This window comes from Trichocoleus sp. ST-U2 (assembly GCF_039961875.1).
GTDB lineage: Bacteria > Cyanobacteriota > Cyanobacteriia > Cyanobacteriales > FACHB-T130 > FACHB-T130.
Window position 1 is genome coordinate 125,494 of record NZ_JAMPJY010000010.1, and the last position, 20,555, is coordinate 146,048.

The 20,555-nt window shown below is 43.5% G+C and carries 19 protein-coding genes; 9 read left to right on the top strand and 10 right to left on the bottom strand.

What is annotated here, in order from left to right:
- Positions 1-38: 38 nt before the first annotated feature.
- From NC996_RS09505 to rsgA, 4 genes are all read right to left on the bottom strand, one after another.
- Positions 39-3,416, bottom strand: a complete 3,378-nt coding sequence (locus NC996_RS09505) for a non-ribosomal peptide synthetase (RefSeq protein ID WP_190689886.1) — start codon at positions 3,414-3,416, stop codon at positions 39-41.
- Positions 3,417-3,567: 151 nt separating this feature from the next.
- On the bottom strand, positions 3,568-4,293 hold the full coding sequence (locus NC996_RS09510; protein ID WP_190689805.1) for a cyclase family protein: 726 nt from the start codon (positions 4,291-4,293) through the stop codon (positions 3,568-3,570).
- 196 nt (positions 4,294-4,489) lie between these two features.
- Positions 4,490-6,103: a ribosomal protection-like ABC-F family protein gene (gene abc-f, locus NC996_RS09515; protein WP_190689807.1), complete on the bottom strand. Its 1,614-nt coding sequence runs from the start codon at positions 6,101-6,103 to the stop codon at positions 4,490-4,492.
- Between the two features lie 259 nt (positions 6,104-6,362).
- Positions 6,363-7,424: a ribosome small subunit-dependent GTPase A gene (gene rsgA / locus NC996_RS09520; RefSeq protein ID WP_190689808.1), complete on the bottom strand. Its 1,062-nt coding sequence runs from the start codon at positions 7,422-7,424 to the stop codon at positions 6,363-6,365.
- Between the two features lie 503 nt (positions 7,425-7,927).
- Here rsgA and NC996_RS09525 point away from each other — a divergent pair.
- The 9 genes from NC996_RS09525 (at position 7,928) to NC996_RS09565 (ending at position 14,582) form a co-directional block, all read left to right on the top strand.
- On the top strand, positions 7,928-8,701 hold the full coding sequence (locus tag NC996_RS09525) for a nucleotidyltransferase domain-containing protein (RefSeq protein WP_242037705.1): 774 nt from the start codon (positions 7,928-7,930) through the stop codon (positions 8,699-8,701).
- 172 nt (positions 8,702-8,873) lie between these two features.
- The gene (locus NC996_RS09530; RefSeq protein ID WP_348259987.1) at positions 8,874-9,095 is read left to right on the top strand and encodes a hypothetical protein; all 222 of its coding nucleotides are present in this window, start codon (positions 8,874-8,876) and stop codon (positions 9,093-9,095) included.
- A gap of 58 nt (positions 9,096-9,153) precedes the next feature.
- Positions 9,154-9,336 carry a hypothetical protein gene (locus NC996_RS09535; RefSeq protein ID WP_190412268.1) on the top strand — a complete coding sequence of 61 codons (183 nt, stop codon included), beginning with the start codon at positions 9,154-9,156 and terminating at the stop codon, positions 9,334-9,336.
- Between the two features lie 156 nt (positions 9,337-9,492).
- Positions 9,493-10,155 carry a CDP-alcohol phosphatidyltransferase family protein gene (locus NC996_RS09540; protein ID WP_199303351.1) on the top strand — a complete coding sequence of 221 codons (663 nt, stop codon included), beginning with the start codon at positions 9,493-9,495 and terminating at the stop codon, positions 10,153-10,155.
- Between the two features lie 393 nt (positions 10,156-10,548).
- Positions 10,549-11,763, top strand: a complete 1,215-nt coding sequence (locus tag NC996_RS09545; RefSeq protein WP_190689812.1) for a hypothetical protein — start codon at positions 10,549-10,551, stop codon at positions 11,761-11,763.
- Between the two features lie 73 nt (positions 11,764-11,836).
- Complete coding sequence (locus tag NC996_RS09550; RefSeq protein ID WP_190412266.1) at positions 11,837-12,016, top strand: HNH endonuclease signature motif containing protein; 180 nt, start codon at positions 11,837-11,839, stop codon at positions 12,014-12,016.
- A 336-nt stretch (positions 12,017-12,352) separates the two neighbouring features.
- Complete coding sequence (locus NC996_RS09555) at positions 12,353-12,814, top strand: hypothetical protein (protein WP_190412265.1); 462 nt, start codon at positions 12,353-12,355, stop codon at positions 12,812-12,814.
- A gap of 108 nt (positions 12,815-12,922) precedes the next feature.
- The gene (locus tag NC996_RS09560; RefSeq protein ID WP_190689814.1) at positions 12,923-13,720 is read left to right on the top strand and encodes a sulfite exporter TauE/SafE family protein; all 798 of its coding nucleotides are present in this window, start codon (positions 12,923-12,925) and stop codon (positions 13,718-13,720) included.
- Between the two features lie 115 nt (positions 13,721-13,835).
- Entirely contained in the window at positions 13,836-14,582 is a 747-nt protein-coding gene (locus tag NC996_RS09565; RefSeq protein WP_190689815.1) for a phosphatase PAP2 family protein, read from the top strand.
- Between the two features lie 31 nt (positions 14,583-14,613).
- Here NC996_RS09565 and NC996_RS09570 read toward each other — a convergent pair whose 3' ends face one another.
- From NC996_RS09570 to NC996_RS09595, 6 genes are all read right to left on the bottom strand, one after another.
- Positions 14,614-15,801, bottom strand: coding sequence for an AbrB family transcriptional regulator (locus NC996_RS09570; RefSeq protein WP_190689817.1), 1,188 nt, complete (start codon positions 15,799-15,801; stop codon positions 14,614-14,616).
- Positions 15,802-16,061: 260 nt separating this feature from the next.
- Positions 16,062-16,487 (bottom strand): DUF202 domain-containing protein, encoded by a 426-nt coding sequence (locus tag NC996_RS09575; protein ID WP_190412261.1) that lies wholly within the window; start codon positions 16,485-16,487, stop codon positions 16,062-16,064.
- Positions 16,488-16,730: 243 nt separating this feature from the next.
- Positions 16,731-17,375, bottom strand: a complete 645-nt coding sequence (locus NC996_RS09580) for a hypothetical protein (protein WP_190689819.1) — start codon at positions 17,373-17,375, stop codon at positions 16,731-16,733.
- Between the two features lie 149 nt (positions 17,376-17,524).
- On the bottom strand, positions 17,525-18,181 hold the full coding sequence (locus NC996_RS09585; RefSeq protein WP_190689821.1) for a cadmium resistance transporter: 657 nt from the start codon (positions 18,179-18,181) through the stop codon (positions 17,525-17,527).
- A 21-nt stretch (positions 18,182-18,202) separates the two neighbouring features.
- Positions 18,203-18,940: a cadmium resistance transporter gene (locus NC996_RS09590; protein WP_190689823.1), complete on the bottom strand. Its 738-nt coding sequence runs from the start codon at positions 18,938-18,940 to the stop codon at positions 18,203-18,205.
- Positions 18,941-18,985: 45 nt separating this feature from the next.
- Complete coding sequence (locus tag NC996_RS09595; RefSeq protein WP_190536148.1) at positions 18,986-20,473, bottom strand: APC family permease; 1,488 nt, start codon at positions 20,471-20,473, stop codon at positions 18,986-18,988.
- Positions 20,474-20,555: the final 82 nt, after the last annotated feature.

Consider the following 20,555-nt stretch of genomic DNA (forward strand, 5'->3'; position numbering starts at 1 on the left):
TGACTCTTGAGTATTTGCAAATGAGATTGTAGAAAGACTTAAAATTCTATTTCTTCTCGCTCATTTTCCGTAGAATTCGTGTTATCCAAACCTTTAGCTGCCCAACACATCGTTTCAATGTGCCTAGCTAAACTAGCTACCGTTGGAGATTCAAACAAGTTGCGTACAGACAACTCTATTTGGAAAGCATCGCGGATGCGGGAAGTTAGCTGAGTTGCGAGTAGAGAATGACCGCCCAATTCAAAGAAATTGTCGTGGACACTTACCTGCTCTTTTCCCAAAACTTTAGCCCAAATTTCGGCTAGCGCTTCCTCAACGCGATCGCGCGGTGCGACATAATTTTCTTTAATCTCAAAACTGAGCGTATCAACCGCAGGTAAGGCACGGCGATCTACTTTTCCATTCGGTGTCAGCGGTAGGAATTCTAGCATGACATAAGCTGAAGGCACCATGTATTCAGGTAACTTTTCTTTTAGGAATTGCCGCAGATTGATGCTTGCTGGTGCCTGTTTTTGGTTAGGAACAATATAAGCAACCAAGTGCTTATCACCAGGGATTTCTTCCCTAACAATTACCGCTGTCTCGCTCACTACTGGATGCTGATTGAGCGCCGCTTCAATTTCGCCTAATTCGATGCGGAAGCCGCGAATTTTTACCTGATTATCAATGCGACCTAAAAACTCAATATTGCCGTCTGGTAGATAGCGGGCTAAGTCACCCGTTTTATAAAGTCGTGCTTCTGTTTTCTTACTAAAAGGATTAGAAATAAAGCGTTCAGCAGTTAATTCAGGGCGATTCAGATATTCTCGCGCCAATCCATCACCGCCAATGTACAATTCGCCGACAACACCAATCGGTACAGGTTGTAAATGAGCATCCAGCAAATAAATCTGCGTATTCGTAATCGGGCGACCAATGGGGATAGAGGCTGCTGATTCTGTTAATTTCTCCACGCAGTAATAAGAAGAAAATGTCGTACTCTCCGTTGGCCCATAGACATGAATGAATTGCTTTGGCGCTCCTTGTTTAAGAACCTTCCTGACCCACCGAATATCAACAGTCTCACCTCCAAATAGCAAATAGCGCAAGTCTGCGAAAGCTTGCGGAACCTCTCTAGCAATCTGTTGAAATAAAGCGGTGGTCAAAAATAAAATGCTGATGTCTTTTTGTTGGAGTTGTAATGCAAACTCGTGGGGCGAAAGGGTGACATCTCTGCTAATTCCCACAAGTTGAGCGCCATTGAGTAACGCGCCCCAAATCTCGAATGTTGCTGCGTCGAAGGAAGTGTTTGAGGCTTGGGCAACTTTATCATTAGGTGACAATTTTACATAATTTGTGTTGCATACCAGCCGATTGACAGCTTTGTGAGTAACCGCAACTCCCTTGGGATTTCCTGTAGAACCAGAAGTGTAGATTACATAAGCTAAGTTATTGCTGGTTACGCTGCTATTCGGGTTTTCTTTACTTTCTTGGGAAATGATTTCCCAATCTTTATCGAGGGCCACAACTGGGTGCGGTAAATCCCCAAAATTCTCAACAAATTTTTCCTGTGTCAGCAATAGTATGGGCGAAGCATTCGTGGCAGTAATTTCTGGCTCGGAGCCAAGTTTTTTCTTGACAAATGCTTCGCCTCTACAAGCATCATCAAGCATGAACTTCAAACGCTCTTGAGGATAACTCGGATCTAAAGGCATATAAGCTCCCCCGGCTTTCAGAATGCCTAGTAATCCCACAATTAGGTCTACAGAACGCTCCATGCAGATGCCGACTAAAACTTCCGAACCTACCCCCATTTTTTGTAAATAATGTGCTAATTGGTTGCTGCGTATGTTCAACTCCCGGTAGGTTAGAGACTCGATAACCCTTGTCTCTAAATTCTCAAACATTACTGCTATAGAATTAGGATTTTGCTTTACCTGATTTTCAAATAACTGATGGATACACTGATTTTCAGGATAATCTGCCCCGGTGTCGTTTATTTGTATTAATAACTGCTGTCGTTCAGCTTCACCCAATAGCGGTAAATTTGCAACTCGTTCTTCGGGATGATTAACAATCCCTTCAAGCAATGTTTTAAAATGTCCCAGCATTCTGGTAATTGTGGCTTCATCGAATAAATCCGTGTTGTAAACCACTACGCCTCTAATCCCCTCCGAATTCTCCCATTTACCGCCCCATAAGCTCCGGAAATCTTCGGAACACTTCCACAAATGCAACTCCAAATCGAATCGGGTTGTTTTAAAGTCAACATCCATAAAGCTAGGCACTAATCCAGGCAGTTCTAACGCTGACATTGGCGCATTCTCAAAGCCAAATACTACTTGGAATAGCGGATGAATATTTAAGTTGCGCTCTGGATGTAGCTCCTCAACAAGTTTCTCAAAAGGCAAATCTTGATGGCTGTATGCGCCTAGTGTTACCTGCCGAACTCTGCTTAAGAGTTCGCGGAAAGTTGGGTTTCCAGATAAGTCGGTGCGTAATACCAAACTGTTGACAAAAAAGCCAATTAATCCTTCAATTTCGCTACGGTTGCGGTTAGCAATAGGCGAACCCACCGCGATGTCTTCTTGATGCGTGTAGCGGTAGAGTAAGGTCTGAAATGCTGCTAGCAAAGTCATAAATAGGGTGACACCTTCTTGCTGCGAAAGCGTCTGGAGCGCATCACTGAGCTTTTTCGGTAACTCTAAAGATTGCGTTGCTCCTCGATAGCTTGCAACCGCTGGTTTCGGTCGGTCAACGGGCAAATTTAGCACGGAAATACCGTTTAATTGTTGCCGCCAGTAAGCTAACTGGGTTTCCAGCACTTCTCCTTGCAGCCACTCGCGCTGCCAATGGGCAAAGTCAGCGTATTGCAGGGGCAGTTCCGGCAGCGTAGAGACGGGATGCATCGCGTCTTTACAAGTAAAGGCTGTGTAGAGGGTTCCCAGTTCCCGAATCAGCACTCCAATCGACCAATCGTCGCAGATAATGTGGTGCATATTCAGCAATAGAATATGTTCTGTTTCGGAAAGCTGTAGCAGCTTCACTCGCAGCAATGGGATAGAAGACAAATCAAAAGGACGCTCGATTTCTCCTGCTACCAATTGTTGTGCTTGGAGTTCGCGATCGCATTCTGGGAATTGCCGCAGGTCTACTACGGACAGAGGGATGGTTAAACTGGAAGCATTAGCGCAGCTTTCCGCAGGAATCACTTGTACAGGTTGTCCCTCTAGCACCTTAAATGTAGTCCGTAAGGCTTCGTGGCGACGCACAATCTCATTAAACGTCTGCTCTAATGCCGCTAAATTGAGCGAACCTGTTAAGCGAATGGCGGTCGGCACGTTATAGATAGTATTGCCAGGTATCAACTGGTCAAGAAACCATAGCCGCTGTTGGGCAAAGGATGCAGGAAAGACAAAAAACTCTTGTTCAGACATATCGATCCTTTCTTGTGCAGCTATCGGGGCGTTGTCGGCAAGATCCGGCGTCATCTATCTTTGCTTTCACCACAAGGGATAATAGCCTGTCAAGGTTGATTTAATGGGAAGGCGCGATCGCGTAAAGTCAATGCGATTTTTGGTGTAGGTATCAAGGGACAAAAGCTAACACGGATACAGGTGTCCCAGAACCACCCCGTAGACGTAAAATCCCAATGACTAATGTGGTGCCAGTGGGCGATAACCGATCGAGATTTGTCAGATTTTCCAATACAATTCCAGCCTTTTTTAGTACCAGGCGGTTGGTGCTAAAGGTTTCATCTTGCCCTGGATCAACGCCATGAGTATCAATTCCCACACCAGCGATCGCGCGTTGTTCGACTAAGAATCGGCTAGTTTCAGCGCCAAACCCCGGAAAGTGAAATTTGCCCTTCTCGTCCTGATTTAAAAAGGCTTTTTTATCGCTCCACTTTTCTTGCCAACCCGTGTATAGAAGTACAACAGTGTTAGGGAAGATAGGATGGTGTTGCTGTTCCCAGTCGAAGACATCGGCTGTTGTTAAAGCATAGTCAAAATTAGCAATAGCTTTGTCGCGGATATCGATAACAATTGCTGGTACAACGAGCGACTGAGCTGGATAACTCTCAATCCCAACCCCATCTTCATAAAAGCTACTAGGTGCGTTGATATGAGTGCCGCTGTGTTCTCCCATCGAGAATCTTCGTAGATAGTAACCATCTTTTTCTAGCTCAGCGACTGGCTCAAATTCAACGAGTGGATCGTTTGGCCAAATAGGTATATTTGGCTCGATGACATGACTCAGGTCTACAATTTGGGTATAGGTAATCGTCTTAGGATTATTTGTGTTAGGGTTCATGGGATCTGTTTAACAAACCTATCCGACGCCTCAAGGAATATCTATAGCAATCCTACTTTAGTGGGGAGCCAGTGGTTTAAATATCCGACTTTTCTAAGTAGTTGGCTATCTCGCCTTCACGAATCATTTGGACTGCTATAGACAAACAAACTTGCCTGTTTAGATAGCGCCTAATTTTATTTCAAGCTACCTTTGTCTATCCCAGCAATTCTTGATAATATTGTTCTGTCTCATCGGGAATAAAAACGGTCGTTCGCATCGCCTTATTTTTGATTTTAAAGGCTTTGGTTATCTGAATGCGACTGAGAAAATCTAGGTCATGAGAAATTACCAAGATAGCACCTTGATACTCCTCTAACGCTTCCACAATTTGAGTAACGGTTTCCAAATCCAAATTGTTCGTTGGTTCATCCAATACCAGCAACTCAATTTCCGATACGCTAATCGTCGCCAGAGCAAGTCTTGCTAGCTCCCCTCCACTTAATATCTCAGCTTTTTTATTTACTTCATCATTGAAGAATAAAAAGTGTCCTAGCTGTTGTCTGATAAGTTGATACTCAAGATTGGGATTCGCTGCTTGCAAATTTTCTAAAATGGTTTTTCCTCTATCTACTAACTCGTAAGTTTGGTCAAGATATACAACTTTTAACTTCGGAGCAACTGAAACTTTTCCCGATTCAAGAATTGCTGGAGAATTTTCTCGATGAATGCCCAAGACTGCCCTAATTAAGCTTGATTTTCCCGATCCATTAGCCCCAGAAATAGCAACTCGCTCACCGGATGCTATGTGCATCTGTATATTCTTGATGAGAAACTGACTTCCAATCTTCAGATTTGCTCCTTGAATGTCAATTAAGCTTCTCCCCTTTTTACTCCTTTCTTCTTCAAGGCGAACAATGGCAACTGGATTTGTCCTAATTTTGGCAGATTCCAAATTTTGTGTAGCTTTAGCGATAGCCACCTCATGTTTTTTTGAGGCGCTTCCAGCACTTGCTGATGCTCGATTCTCGAAGAATCTTCTTGCAGATTTTCCCATACTTCTATCGTGAGCTTGTTTACGTCCTTCTCTGCGGGATTTCCCCGCCCGTTTTTCTTCTTGCAAAGACGCATCAGTTGCCTGCTTAAGCTCTTTTTTGGCTATTTCTCGCGTCCTCAAAGCTACCTGAAATTCAATTTCTTTTTGTTCCTTGTAGCTGGAAAAGTTACCGCCATAAACCTTCACTCCTAATGGTGTTAACTCCCAGATGGTGTTGACGACTTGATCTAGGAAAAAAGGTTTGTGAGAGACAAGGACAAAAGGTTGTTTCAATTCTTGGAGGAAATGCTTTAGATTCTCCAAAGCTAAGAAATCAAGATGATTCGTGGGTTCATCTAGGAGTAGCACGCTTGGGTTTCTGTATAAACCAATTGCCAGAAGCAGTTTAGTAAGCTCACCGCCACTCAAACTGCTAACTGGTAGCGAAATATCTACTGAAGTTTTTAACTTCGCTTCTAACAGGTTACTAATTTTCCACCAATCCTCTGAAAAATAACTTAAAAACTCAAAAACGGTCGCGCCTTGGGTTGACTGGATAACGGTGCTAATTTGTGGAAGGTAATAAACAGTACCCTCACGACTCACAGAACCGGAACTAGGCTGAATTTCACCTGCTAAAATTTTGAGTAAGGTTGATTTTCCGACCCCATTAGTACCGACAAGAGCAATTTTATCTCCCTCATTCACTGTGGCTTGAACATTGGTAAATAAGGTTTGGTCGGAAGCGAGTTCGTAGCTAATTTGTTCGGCGGTTAGAAATGATTTTTTTTGCATATATGCTGAATCCTGGGTAATTAGAGTACAGATGATGATTTTTTGTTAGGTTCTTCATGGCTATTTCCAAAATACTGAGTGTTGATAAAAAACGCTGGCAAGTCAACTCACGGCTACACGAATTCAACTGCCTATGCAGAATTGAGGCCTTGAAACTTCCAAGTTAAACTTGGAAGTTTCGAGACTCCACTTCCCAATCCTTACTGGCTGCTCCTAGAAGTTAACGCTTTTTTGCTGGCTAAGATAATGACTTAGCTGCTTAGCGTTTTGGATTGTTTCTTAGAGCTTTATGGATTTTTTTCCATTTTTCCTTCTCGGCTAAAGACGCTTTTTGATCTTGTTTCCGGTGATTGTATTCAAGCTCTTGTTGAAGTTTTCGGTAGTTCCGGAAACGTTGCTTATCTAGAATGCCATCAAGCAAAGCTTGTTGCACTGCACAACCGGGTTCTGCTTCATGTTGGCAATCGCGAAAGCGACACTCTGTAGCAAGCGTATTGATATCAGTAAAGGTTTCCTGAAAGCCTTCACTTCCATTCCACATCTGAATTTCTCGCATTCCCGGAGTGTCCATCAGCAAACCCCCAGAAGGCAAAATAATTAACTCTCGATGTGTTGTGGTGTGGCGGCCTCGATTATCTCCTTTGCGTACTGATTGAACTGCTTGAATGTCCTTTTTAGCTAATTGATTGGTAATCGTCGATTTCCCGACTCCCGAAGAACCAATTAGTGCTACGGTTTGCCCCGTACCGAGATAGGGACTCAAGGCATCGAGTCCTTGGTTCTCAATTGCACTCAAGCTAATAATGGGTACGCTAGGAGCGATCGCTTCTACTTCCGTTTTTCGTTGCTCAACTTCATCGCACAAGTCGGCTTTATTCAGAATGATGACTGGATTCGCTCCACTTTCCCAAACCAAAATTAGATACCGTTCGATTCTTCTAAGATTGAAGTCTAGATCCAATCCCGAAACCAAAAACACCGTATCAATGTTGGTGGCAATTATTTGCTCATCTGTTTGTGCGCCTACAGCTTTTCGAGAAAATTTGCTTTTTCTGGGCAAAATTTCATGGATTTTTGCTTTTTCTTCATCGTCAATAATGCTAACGACTACCCAATCTCCGACCGCTGGAAAATCTGTTCGGGTGTCGGCTTGGTAACGCATTTTCCCCGTTACTTCTGCCGACAATTCTCCTAACTCGGTGTAGAGAAGGTAGGTATTTTTTTGCTCAAGAGCAACTCGACCAACAGTATACCCTTGTTGAAAATAGCTGTCAAAGTTTTTCTCAAAAAAACGATTCCAGCCCAACAACTCTAAATTCATTGAAGTTTCCTCTATGGGTGCGGTTATAGACCGCCAAACTCACAGAGGAATCGCGTAAATTATTCGCGTACATCAGAATAATTAAATGAAAAGCTCTGTGAGGATGGGGTGTTGCGTCTGAATGGTTGTGGCGGTCTTAACGGCTACACGCTCTAACATCACTCTTCCTCCTGAGATACTTTTCAATAATTTCCCGGTCAAGGGAACTGTAGTATGATACTACAACCAGTTGCAATTGGCTGAAGGTAGTTTACAAAACTTACCAACGCACGCCAAACTGTTGTATTCCATCGCGTTGTTCGCTGAGCTTATCTTATTCGCGCTTGTTGTCCTGGGAAATCACCCGATCGGGTGAGTCGGGAGGATGATGATCCTGTTGAGATTTTAGTTCTGCCCTGAAATAAATTACCCTACCCTACCCTTAGGAAAGGCTAACGCAAACGGGAACGCTTACGGCGAACGGGCTAATCGCTAAAGGCTTAAATTTTCTACATATTTTATACATGATGATGAGAGTAGAAATTCTTGAAACGCTGATTAATACCTTACAGCCAATTGATTTTGTTTTTGCTTTCTGGCAAGGAGGTTCGGCTGCACATGGCTATACAGATGAGTGGTCTGACCTCGACATTCAGGTAACTGTTGAAGATGAGCGCGTTGAAGAAACGTTTTCTATTGTAGAAACTGCTCTAGAAACTATTTCTAAAATTCGATTTAAGTTACGAGTTCCCGAACCGACTTGGCATGGTCACTCACAATGCTTTTACCAATTAGAATCAGCAAGTCCGTTCTTAATGATTGATTTTGTGCTAATGAAGCGGAGTAATCCCAATCATTTCCTAGCGTTGGAGCGGCATGGAAATCTAGTCGTTGCATTTGATAAAGCTAATCTTCTTGTTCAGACGAATTTGAATCAAAGCGAACATTTAGAGGAAATGAAAGCAAGATTAGAGATTCTAAGAAGTAAATTTGATTTTCTGCAAGTTTTTGTAAAGAAAGAGATTAATCGTGAGCGGTTTGTGGAAGCGATCGCTAATTATCACAACTACACAATGCAACCTTTAATGGAAGTTTTGGGAATGGTATATCGACCGAACCGATACGATTTTAAAACAAAATACTTTAGCCGAGACTTTCCGCCAGATGTAATCGCTAACGTGTCATCCCTTTATGGCATAGAAAATCTTGCTGACCTTGCTGAAAAACAACAACTTGCCGAGAAGCTTTTTGCTGAAGCTACGCAGCAGGCTGAAACAAAATTATTCGCTCCGCTTTAACAAATGCAAGCTTAGCTGCTAACCGGATAGATGGGACATTCACAGAATTACTCCGCCTCAACCCCCAAATGATTCGTGAAGGTAAGATCCTTGACTTCTCTACGTCGGGGATCTCAAGCGCTGGTTATAACTCAAATAGGATTGCTATATCAGAGCGATTGCTCTCCTTGTGATGAAATTCGTTCGTGATAGAGAAAGCATCATGGAGAGGCTCCGGAAGCGATCGCCTTTGCCAACGCCTAGAAAAGGCGAAAAAGACTTCACTATTTCCGCAAGGGATCGGCCAATTCTGCAACTGACCCCTTCTCAAGGCGCAGCGGCTACGAGAAAACTAGGTTTACAGCCACCAAGCAGGCGTACTTTTCAAAAACTGGTAAGCGATCGCTCCCCGTAAATCTGGATTCCCATAAAACTAAGGGTAATCGAGAACTTCACCCCCCAGGCATCTACCAATGATGGAAATCCTAGCTTACCTCCACACTGCGCTCGCCTACGAAACTGCAACCCGCAGACCCCTCAACCGCTTGGAACGCTACGAACCACTTCCTTTGCCTTTAGGGACAAGCGCGAGATCCAGTGATGTAGCAGCGAATGAGCAGTACGAAATGCAAGCGATAACGGTGCTTCCTTTTTAGATATAGCCATTAATTTTTCGACTCCTACACATAAGCTTCTTCTTAGCCCTCCTTTTTTAAGGGGGTTGGGGGGATCTGATGTGTAGCTTCACAAAAGCGAAATGGAATTAGCGATCGCGTCTTTATCATCACACGCTTACTCATGCCCTCAATAACATGAACAACTTAAATACAATCGAACACTTCCAACGCGATCGCCAAAAATATTCATCCTTGATTCTGCAATCTCTTCCCATTTCTCTGGTCATTATCCGCCTCTGCCTAAGCCCTTTGCTATTATGGGATGCCCTTGACGGTACAACCAGTTACTGGTTCATTTTTAGTTTTGTACTTGCCTTTCTTTCAGATATTTTTGATGGCGCGATCGCCCGTCGAATCGGTGTCAGTACCGCTGCTTTGCGACAAGCCGATAGTTTAGCTGATGTTTGTCTTTATCTATGTATCGGAATTAGTGCATGGTTAGTGCATCCTGATGTAGTTACTAAATTCTCGATACCATTGAGCCTCATAATCTTGATGCAATTAATCTGGTTGGTAGTAAACTTAGCGAAATATGGAAAACCTGCCAGCTATCACACTTATTCAGCCAAAGCTTGGGGAATAACGCTATTCATCACCACAATTGCCCTATTCGTTTTTAATTATGCTGGAGTTACGCTATTGATGATGATTGCTGTAGGTTGCATTTACACGCTAGAAGAAATTGCCATGACACTAATTCTTCCGGATTGGACACACGATGTCTTGAGTATTGTTCATGCGCGAAAGATAGTTTCTTATAAAAAACAGTGCTTTCAACTTAATAAGATAGGTAGTTGATAAGACTTTTAGAATCCCTGTAGGCGGGTTTCCTGAATATAGCTGCGACTTTAGCCGCCTAGATAATATCAGTGGTTTCAGTTTTTGAAACCACCACTTTAGATGCCCTAATCACAATGTTATAAAAATAGTAGCAAATCTCCCGACAGTATTAAAAGTTGCGGTTATGGCAATCTGATTTTAGTTTTATTTTTATAAAGTGCTTTGAGTGCGTTCAAAATCTAGAAATGCACTCAAAGCCTTGTGCTAACGTGCCTGTAAAACCTAGAAAAAATTTAGTTTGGAACATAGGTTTTTCAGCCACGTCTCAAATGATGGTATGAACTTCAAGCAAACATCAAACTTCTAAACTTTAATTCGAGTGGCTTTGGAGTAGCCTTAATTGTGGAAAGAATGACTCAAACTAAAAATCCTAAAAAATGGCTAGTTGCTACTTTAATTTTGTTAACTAGCAGCTTGTCTTTATCTTTATGTACTGCTTTAACCTTAAAAGAAGCTGCTGTTGCCGATCCCGTCAAACAAGTATCTAAGAAAGAAAAGTTACCGTCTTCCGTTGCCAATGCCATTTTGCGAATAGCATCTCAACGCACGGGATTACAAGCGTCGCAACTACGCATCATTAAGTATGAACAGATTTACACCAACGGTTGTTTAAATCTGCCGCGTCCGGCTGAAGGCTGCACCAAAATTAATATGCCTGCGTGGGAAGTCACTGTAAAAGCTAGGCAACAAAGCTTAGTTTATCGAAGCGATCGCAACGGCTCCCGGATCAGATTAAATGAAGCTGCTAGCAGCATCGTTGATGCCAAATTGCCTAAATCTGTTGTCAGTGCCGTTTTGCAAGATGCCACCCAAAACTGGGGACTCCCGGCGAACACCGGACGCATTGTGAATGCGAAGCAGACAGGGTGGGCGTATGGTTGCGAAGTTTCGACTTTTCCCCATCCCTGCGATCCAGTTGTCGTGGAGGGCTGGCAAGTCACCGTAGAAAGCGGGCAAAAACGCTGGATTTATAATACTGACAAAGTGGGTTCCCAGGTTCAGCTTTATCAAAGGGAGAGCCAGCCAAACGAGGCGAAAAAATTACCTCCTGCGGTTGCTGAGCAAGTTTTAAAGTTAGCATCCGAGCATTTAACCTTACCAATCTCCCAACTTTTGATTACACAAACTCAACAGCAAACTTGGTCTAATGGCTGTTTAGATATTCCAAGTCCTGTAGAGCGGTGCATGAGCGCTCAGACACCAGGTTGGCAGGTAACGGTGGAAGGCAAACCGAAGCAATATCAGGTCTATCGTACTGATAAATCTGCTGAGCAAATTAGGACGGAAGCAATAGGCGATATGCCCCCACGCAAAGACTCTTTACCGAATTCCATTGCCAAGGTGGTATTGCAGGATGCTAGTAAGCAATTAAAAGTACCAACTTCTCAGTTATACATCCTCGAAGGTCGAAGTCAGATGTGGTCAAATACCTGTTTTGATTTGCCTGGTACGGAAAATAGCTGCGCTCAAGCAATGGTCGCAGGTTGGCGAGTCGCTGTGGATGGCAACGGGAAAACCTTAGTTTATCGCCTCGATCGATCGGGTTCTCGGTTCAAAGTCGAGTGATTTTGTCGTTGATTTGGGGATTAGGTGGATGCCTAAACCAGGTAGTTAGCTTGATAGTAGGTGCAGGAGCGGATTGTCCTTCAAGGATGGAGACTTGCTGGACACTGACCATATCATCCCTAAAAACAGAGGGAGTAACGATACCCCTGAGAATCTACAGCTACTTCACCGACATTGCCATGATGTGAAAACAGCCCTTCGACGATTGGGATCTTCGGCTAGTAGTGTGCATGATCAGCCGAAGATCCCGTGAGGAGCCGGAGGAAGCGAAAGTTTAATACTCAACACGTCCTGCTACGCTAACAAGCCTCACTTTCACGCCCTGGCTGCCTGACAAATCATTCCGGGTAGGTTGGGTTGAACAGAGTGAAACCCAACAGCAGCCTGTATTTCGTTTAGTTTTGCTCCCGCCTCAAGCCAACCGATGACTCTTCTAAGGGTTTCAAGAGCTTTGGAGAACCTTGCAGGTTTCACACCATAGTTAGATATTTCAAAAAAAACTAAAGCGTTGTCCCTTCCGCACTAGACTTTTGATCCGTATCAGATTAAATTGAAACTACGGTAACTCTAGCGGGATAGTGGATTTTGCATGGACAACGCTAAAAGACCCAGTAGTGAGCTGACCCTCGCAGGGCAAGTAACTCCTGAGCATTTGCAACCAGCGGCTCAACAAAGTTTCCAGGAAGGTTGGTTCAAAAAGCTCAGAGGCGGATTCCTTCTGGTCATTGGATATATGCTGTCACCACTATGTTGGTGGAATGACCTGTTTTTCAATCTGCCAATTGCTTATTTTTTTGGGTATATCTGTAGTTGGCTTTCCCCAGATTTACTTCTGCCTTGCTCAATCGTCGGGTACTGGCTCTCTAATATTGCGGGAATTCTCTTGATGCAAGTAGGGGCTGTCGATGTTTTTAGTAAGGAACCCGCTGAGCGTAACTGGAAAAAAGAGTTATTGACAGGTGTAGTCTCCTCAACCGCATACACTCTGGTCATTCTGGCATTGATACAGTTTAAGATTCTTGATGCTCCTGTCTTATTCCCCGGTGGCTAATGGGGATTTATAGGCGGCGAATGTTGCTTAATCGCCGCTAGCACTAAGGTCAAAGTTTACCTCTAGTTAGAGATTCAGCATTTTAACCACCTGTGCAAGGACAGCAGTATGGACTATCTATTACTACCGTTCCTCAGTTTTGTCGTGGGTATCATTGTTGGTTTAACGGGAATCGGTGGAGCATCTCTGATCACTCCGATGTTGATTTTTGTGTTCCACGTTCCACCTGCGATCGCAGTCAGTTCCGATGTAGTAGCTGCCACCTTGATGAAGGTGATCGGCGGCTTTAAACACTGGAAACAGCAAACGCTTGACCTGCAAGTTGTCAAATGGTTGGCTTGGGGAAGTGTTCCTGGCTCACTAATCGGAGTAGGTATTTTATACCTGATTAAGCTTGATGCAACCTTAGACCTAGATTACATTCTGCTACGTGCGATCGGGTTCATGATCCTGCTTGTCACTTTGTTGGGACTCGCACAATTGTCGCTGAAAACTTTTTTCCCGAAGTTGCAGTTACCTGAGCCGCCTAAGTTTGATTTAAACACTCAGATGGGTCGAATTTCGACCCTCAGTGTAGGAGCAATTTTAGGCTGTCTGGTAGGATTAACTAGCGTGTCTTCTGGTGCGATGTTTGCAATTGTGTTGATTACCTTTTTCCGCCTCGACGCGCGTAAATTGGTAGGCACAGATATTTCACAGGCAGCGATTTTATTGGTGTTTACTTCCCTTGGACACCTCTGCCTTGGGACAGTGAATTGGAGTTTAGTATTGCCAATTTGGCTGGGAACAGTACCGGGAGTTTTGCTAGGTGCTAAACTCTGCAAGGTTACTCCTCAAGGCGCGCTCCGGCTGGTAATTTATGTGATTTTAGCAGGAGTAAGTTGGAAGTTAGTTTATCAAGCGTGAGCTGAGTTTGATTTAATATCTGATAGTAAAAAGATTTCCCCATCAGGGTGCTACTATCTCAAAAAAAAATAATAAAGAATTTCGGTTTGTACACATTTTCAGCATTTTTTGGTGAATGTTTAGTTCTAATTTTTGGAAGCTGTCTTCATCTTTCCTAAGTTTTCTCGAAAAGCTGCTCGTTGCTTATTGGCGTTCTTTGCTACTCCTATTGATAGGGGTCTGTTTACCAATGCTGGTTTTTGAAGAACTTGCATTAGTAGTATTGCAGAATCAAGGCGGTCTCCCCTGGGATGAAACTCTCCTGCTAGCAGTTCACAAGATAGCACAGCCACAACTAGACGTTTTTGCGGCAACTTTAACCAAGTTCGGAGTATTTTGGGGCGTATTTCCAGTTGCTACTGTAATCTCGTTAGTGTTGCTGCGCCTTAAAAAGTGGCGATCGCTCGCCTATTTACTGACCACGTTACTAGGGAGCATTTTGATTAATCGCACTGCAAAGCTGTTGCTGCATCGAGTGCGTCCCAACCTCTGGGAGTCAATTTCCCCAGAGTTTGATTATGCATTTCCCAGCGGTCACGCGATGTCCAGTATGACCTTGATAGCTGCTTTAGTCATTTTGACCTGGAATAGTAATTGGTGCTGGTTGGTGCTGGCTGTGGGGAGCGTATTCGTATTAGCGATCGGTTGGACGCGAATATATTTAGGGGTTCATTTTCCCAGCGATATTTTAGCAGGATGGATGGTTTCAATTGCTTGGACAATTGGTGTTAGTCTGCTCATCCAACCACATTTAACTAAACCGAGTAATATTCCTGAGGATGAGCTAACTGTGGATGAAGAGGAATCAATAGCCCAAGGTTAACAAGCCCAAGGTTAACACCATCGCAAAGAAATTATGGCATTGCTGATTTGGGTGATATCGTTTTAAGCTGATCTGCTGCGCCATCTTGATTTTTTGTAGAACGGCCTTCTAGATAGCAAATGAAAGACACCAAAGCTGGAAGACACAGATTAATCGTCATTAGCCGAACTAGATGACCTGCGGTTACAATCTCAACATTGTGATGCAAAGCTAGAGAGATTAATATCATTTCTGGAGATCCGCCTGGAGATGTCACCAGCAAACACGTTAGCCAGTCCCAGGGCGTGATCAACGTAGCAATTCCTGCTGAGATGAATCCTGCCAAAAAGGTCATGGCTACAGGAACCGAGGCATACGCTACTGTAAGCTTTCCCAGCTTTGGGTTCATTCCCCAATATTCACCGATTGTAATTCCCAGTAGAATTTGACCAATTAAATTAAATAAAGGGGGTAGATTAAAATCGATATGAGATAAAAATGGCAGTGAATCTAGCAACGAATCAAAAGCAACCCCGACTATTATTGAACACAAGAAACCAGCAACAGGGATTTTCAAATAACTGCCTATTTTAACTGTCAATAATGTTACAGATAGTAACAAAAATAGTAAAAATAAGTAGTTGAAATTTATGACAAATAAATTTTCAGTAACGGAATGAATTATCGCGTTGATGTCATGTGCGTTAGAAACATTAGCAATAAGCGGTATAACAATAATAATTGCCGTAAAGCGTATTAACTGAACGAGAGAAACAAGTGAAATATTTCTACCATAGTCTGCTGCTATACTTGCCATGATTCCTATATTTCCGGGAACCGTAGCAAGCATGGCAGTTAGCAAATCTGTTTTTTCAATGCGTGAATATATATAACCAATAATTCCACCACAAAACAGTAAAAATAATGCTAAAAATAGAAAGATATGTAATTGGGAATAAATAGTTATTAGATTACTTTGCTTAAGAGAAAATCCTACAGTAAGACCAACAATAATTTGTCCAAATTTCCTTGAGTTGCGATTAGGTTTAGCTTGATTGTTATATCGACGATAGAAATAAAAGACCAAGGCACCAGCAGCAATACCCCCAAGTATCCAAGACCCTCCACCTGCCCCAAGTGCAATAAAAGTTAGACCACTTAGTAAACCAATAATTATTTCTATACCAACAATTAAACAAGTGGTTGTCAATTTACTATTACTAAGTGTAGATTTATCCAAACTTATTTTCCTCACAAAATATCCAATCTTTAATCATTACTTTCTTATGCGTTGAAGTGCAAAGATTATCCAAAAATGCTTATAAAAAGCGCATTACTTACACCTTGCAGCCTATCTTAAAAATAACTGACGGTGCAACATATATGCGTAGCCTGTAGCCAGGTCTAACGCATTACTTCTGAGTTTATATGCGTTATAAAAACTCTAAAAATGACTTTTAAAGGTAGGCTCTCTTCAGGGTTACTTAAATAAAATCTCAGTTAATCAAGGATGACACCATTTAATGATTCAACTGGAACTGTGAAGACGTAGTAGATAACCCCAGCTCCCAAGGTGAGTACGGCAAGGCTAAATAAAATCACCCAGCGATCCGCAGGTTCGTATGTATCCTCGTCAATGTCATGACGAACCGCGAAGTAGTGCTGGGTTGACAGCAATACCGTTACCAAACCAACTAAGGAGAACACTAATCCTAACTTCCACCCATTACCAGGAGGTTGAGGCGCAAGGGGTGGACGGAGGAGACGAAGGCGCACGATCAAAACACCAAATCCCATCAGCGCGATCGCACTCCGCATCCATGCTAAGTAGGTGCGTTCGTTTGCCAAATGATCTCGCACTCGCTCAGAAGTCCGTCGTTTCGGCGTCTCTAATTTTTCTGTACTCCCATTTATTGGCTTAAACATAAACAATAGCTGCACAAAATACTACCCTTAATTATCAGTTTAGATGTACAAACAAAACAAGCTTTCTCCCTTCAGAAGCACTTTGATCCGAAACCCGATATTCCGAAAAATTTTATGAAGTCTATTAGCCAGAGTATGATAGCTGTTCAACCGTTTACTTTTGGTAGCTTTTCATACCCTGGCTGTCATCCTGCTACTCTTTAGAGGAAAAACACCTAAAGTGCTTTCGCAGGCGTGAAAAATTTAATCCTCGATTGGTGCGTTAGGAGTTTGCGCTTCCACATCTGCTGACGACAAGTTAGGAACAGACCATGTACCCTCACCTGCTTTGAAAACTTTCGCAGCAGGAACGTTGAATTCAACTGCACCAGTTTCTGGATTGGTTTTAGCGACTAATTGGGTTCCAGCCACTATTTTGAGAGCTACAGGCTCCCCTAAATCTTGCCCTTGGGTGTCACCAGGAGTTAAGCCAGCTACTTTGACACCACTTGGCAAGTAAACGCCATCACAGTTCCAATCATCGTCCGTGACTTTACCATTTCCCAAGTAGTAGAGAGTACTTGCTGCGGAAAAGTTAGATTTATTGGCTTTATGAGCATAGACCGCCAACGTTTTTCCAGTTTCATTACGGCACTGCCCCCAGTCTGCTGCTGTCTCTAAGATATATTTTTGCAGTTGCAACTCACCGAGCTTCTGCTGAATTTCCTCAGGTGTATAATCGGATTGATTTGGTGCGTCTTTTGCTTTTAAGAGGCTGTCAAGAGATTGAGTTACCTCTGTGTAGTCAGGACTCTGGGTAAGTTTCGGTCTGTCTGCCAAAGAAGGTTGAGCGATCGCTAAATTGACCAGAAATACGAATGCTACCAGAGCGATTTTGAACAGTTTCATGAACTTTCTCCTTGCGAGATTCCGAGTTTTTCCAACTCGATGTTTGGGTTTATGGTTGGAAAATTTTTAAGGGTAGACCTTTAGCAAAAAAGGTTTTTATTAAATTGCAGACACTGGTAAATGGTCTGCCAAGCTAAAACTGACACTTATTAGAACGACGGTAAGAGTTGATAGCTACCGCTTTCAACCAGAATAAAAATTCCTAAGCCAATTAACACAAATGGGACGATTCTCTTACCGTAACGAGTGAAAAGGTGAGCAACAACCGAATGGCGGGTTAATTGGTAGGCGACATAACACCAAACTCCAACCAACACAAAAAATACGCTTAAAATTACTCCCAAACTAGCCAGATTGCTACTAGCGAACAACGGTACATATATCCCGATATTGTCACCCCCATTAGCAAATGTAACAGCTGCGACGTGATAAGTCTGAGGAGTAAGAAAACTAGCGAGAGTTGACATCACTGAGGAACTAGCTTTTGAGCTATTAAATTCATCTGATACTGTCTGGACTTCGTTTTCATCTTTTTCCCAATTGACTAATTGATTCACTCCAATAACAATGGGAACCAGACCTAGTAAGCCAATCCAAGCTTTTGGCAGAATTAAGCCACCAAAGAAACCCGGAAGACTGGCGGCAATTAATACAGTGAATCCAAGATACTTACCTACAACAATATGTCTGGTGCGGAAGGTAGAATTTACCTGGGCGAAGAATAGCATCAAGATCACAATGTCATCAATGTTAGTTGCCACAAAGGATGTGACCCCGGCAATTATTGCTTGTGCAAACCAACTCATGACACAGCGATCGCAACCTCCTCAATTTTTCTCTATTTCAGGCGTTGAGCAGATTTCCGCCTCAGATACCTGCTCATTACTTCTGCCGAGAGTCAGCAAACAGAGACAACTGGTTACTAAAGTCAGGACGAGCAAGCCCCGATTTTCCAGCGTGTGACTGTCTACTAAAATTAAAACACCTAACCCAATTAAGACAAAGGGAACGAGTTGATTGCCGTACCGAGTTAGGGTCTGAGCGATCGCAGGTAAACGGGTTAATTGGTAAGCGGTGTAGCACCAAACTCCCACCAGCGAGAAGAATACCCCCAGAATCGCCAGAAGACCCTCCCAGGTACTACTCGCAAACAACGGCACATAGATACCGATGTTGTCACCCCCATTCGCAAATGTAACGGCTGCCACGCTATAAGTTTGTGGAGATAAAAAACTCGTAAACCAAGATTTCTCAGGTGGTTCTACTTTTTCCTCGCCTTCCGATTCATCCGTGTCTTGATTGAGTAAGCGACTGATTCCAATTGCAATCGGGAGAATGCCTAACAAACCAATCCAAGGGCGCGGCAATATTAGGGTACCAAAAAAACTGGGAAGGCTAGCGAGGACTAATGCACCAAAACCCAGATACTGACCAGCCACAATATGGCGACGTCGGAATACCGCATTCACTTGCGAGAAAAACAGCAACAAAATCACGATGTCATCAAGGTTGGTGGCTGTGAAGGCAGTGAATCCAAGGGGGATTGCCGTGATTATTTCGCTCATTTTTGCGTGTCCTTAAGGTTTGTAGATGCGTTGTCCAAACTAGCTTCAAAATTCATCATCTGCGATCGCCTCTGGTATCACCACCGAACTAGGGGTCGCAAACTTGGCATGAATCTCTTCAATCCCCCGCTCCATTGAACTGACAATTTCTGGAGAGCGGAATCTTTGGATGACAAACCATCCGCAAGTAACCATCAGGTACATCAAAAACAGGTAAGGAAACGCATCGTAAGGCGCTTCTGGAACTGGGAAAAGATTGCTACCTGGAATCCCCACGCTTCCAAGAACGGGAATCATCATAAACCCAACTGCCAGAACTGAGAACACTACATGGTGTAGGCGGAGTTTTCTAATCTTGTGCAGGTAAACGGGTGCAGCGATCGAAATCAAGGTATAAACCGTTAAAAACCCGTAGCTACAGATCGCGCCCAAGTAACCCATGCTGTCAAACAGCTTCACATGAAACAGGGACATGGAAGCAGGCACCAGAAATACAATCAGCGAACACAGCGTAACGGCAATGTGCGGTGTCCGGTTCGATGAGTGAGATAAACCCAACGAAGAGGGGAATAAGCCGTGACGAGCCATCGTAAAGAAGACTCTGGCTGCTGGATTAATACTACCAAGGACACAGGCAAAGAAGCTAAACAGGGCACTGAAGGCGACCAAGGTTCCTAAAAAACCAACTCCCGCTTGTTGCGCTAGAAAACCCAGCGGTTCTTCCGTAGTAGTAATGGAAACTCCAGTTCCGCTAAAACCCAGCACTTCAATGTAAGTCATCGAAATGAAGAATAAACCTGCCAGGGTAGTACTCCCCAAAACTGCTCTGGGGATCGTTTTTAAGGGGTCTTTTGCTTCATCACCCAGAGATGTAGCACTTTCAAAGCCAGAGAAACTAAACATTACTAGGACAAGCCCCATTGCGACGCTACCTGGAGTTACGCCTTGCAAGGTTAATTGGGACATATCTAATGCAAAGCCTTTGTGTGCCCAAATGATTATCCCTAAGACGCCAATCAGGGCAAGGGAAGCTCCCTCCATCCACAGCATCGCCATTGCTGATAGCTGGATATCTTTATATGCTGCATACCAGGCAACCCCTGCACCGAGTGCCAGCAGCGTAATCGTCGAGGGATGAATACCCAAGTGACCAATCAAGATACTGCTAAAGTTGGCAAAGCCGCACAAAACTGACATTCCTGTAAACAAGTAAGCCAGAACCAAACTCCAACCGCAAATTACACCTGCTGTCGGGCCTAATCCTTTGACGATGTACGAGTAGAGCGAACCGGGAGAAGCCGAGCGGCTAGCAAATTGATTGATGTTAATACTAACAAGCACTAACCCAATCATGCCGATGAGAAAGCTTAGCCAGGTGCCATTGCCGGAAAGTACGACGATCAATCCGATATTTGAGGCGGGTATTGTCGTGGGTGCAATGACCGCAAAGGATTGAGCAAGAACTTCTCCAAAGGGAAGACAGTTTGGCTTTAAGCCGCGATCGCTCTGATTTAGTCGTCTTTCACTTGTCATTTAGAGGCTCCCTTCATACAGATTTGCCAATTCGGTGCGGCTAGCCGAATCTAACCGCTAGGCTTTGTCTGGGTAAGGCTTG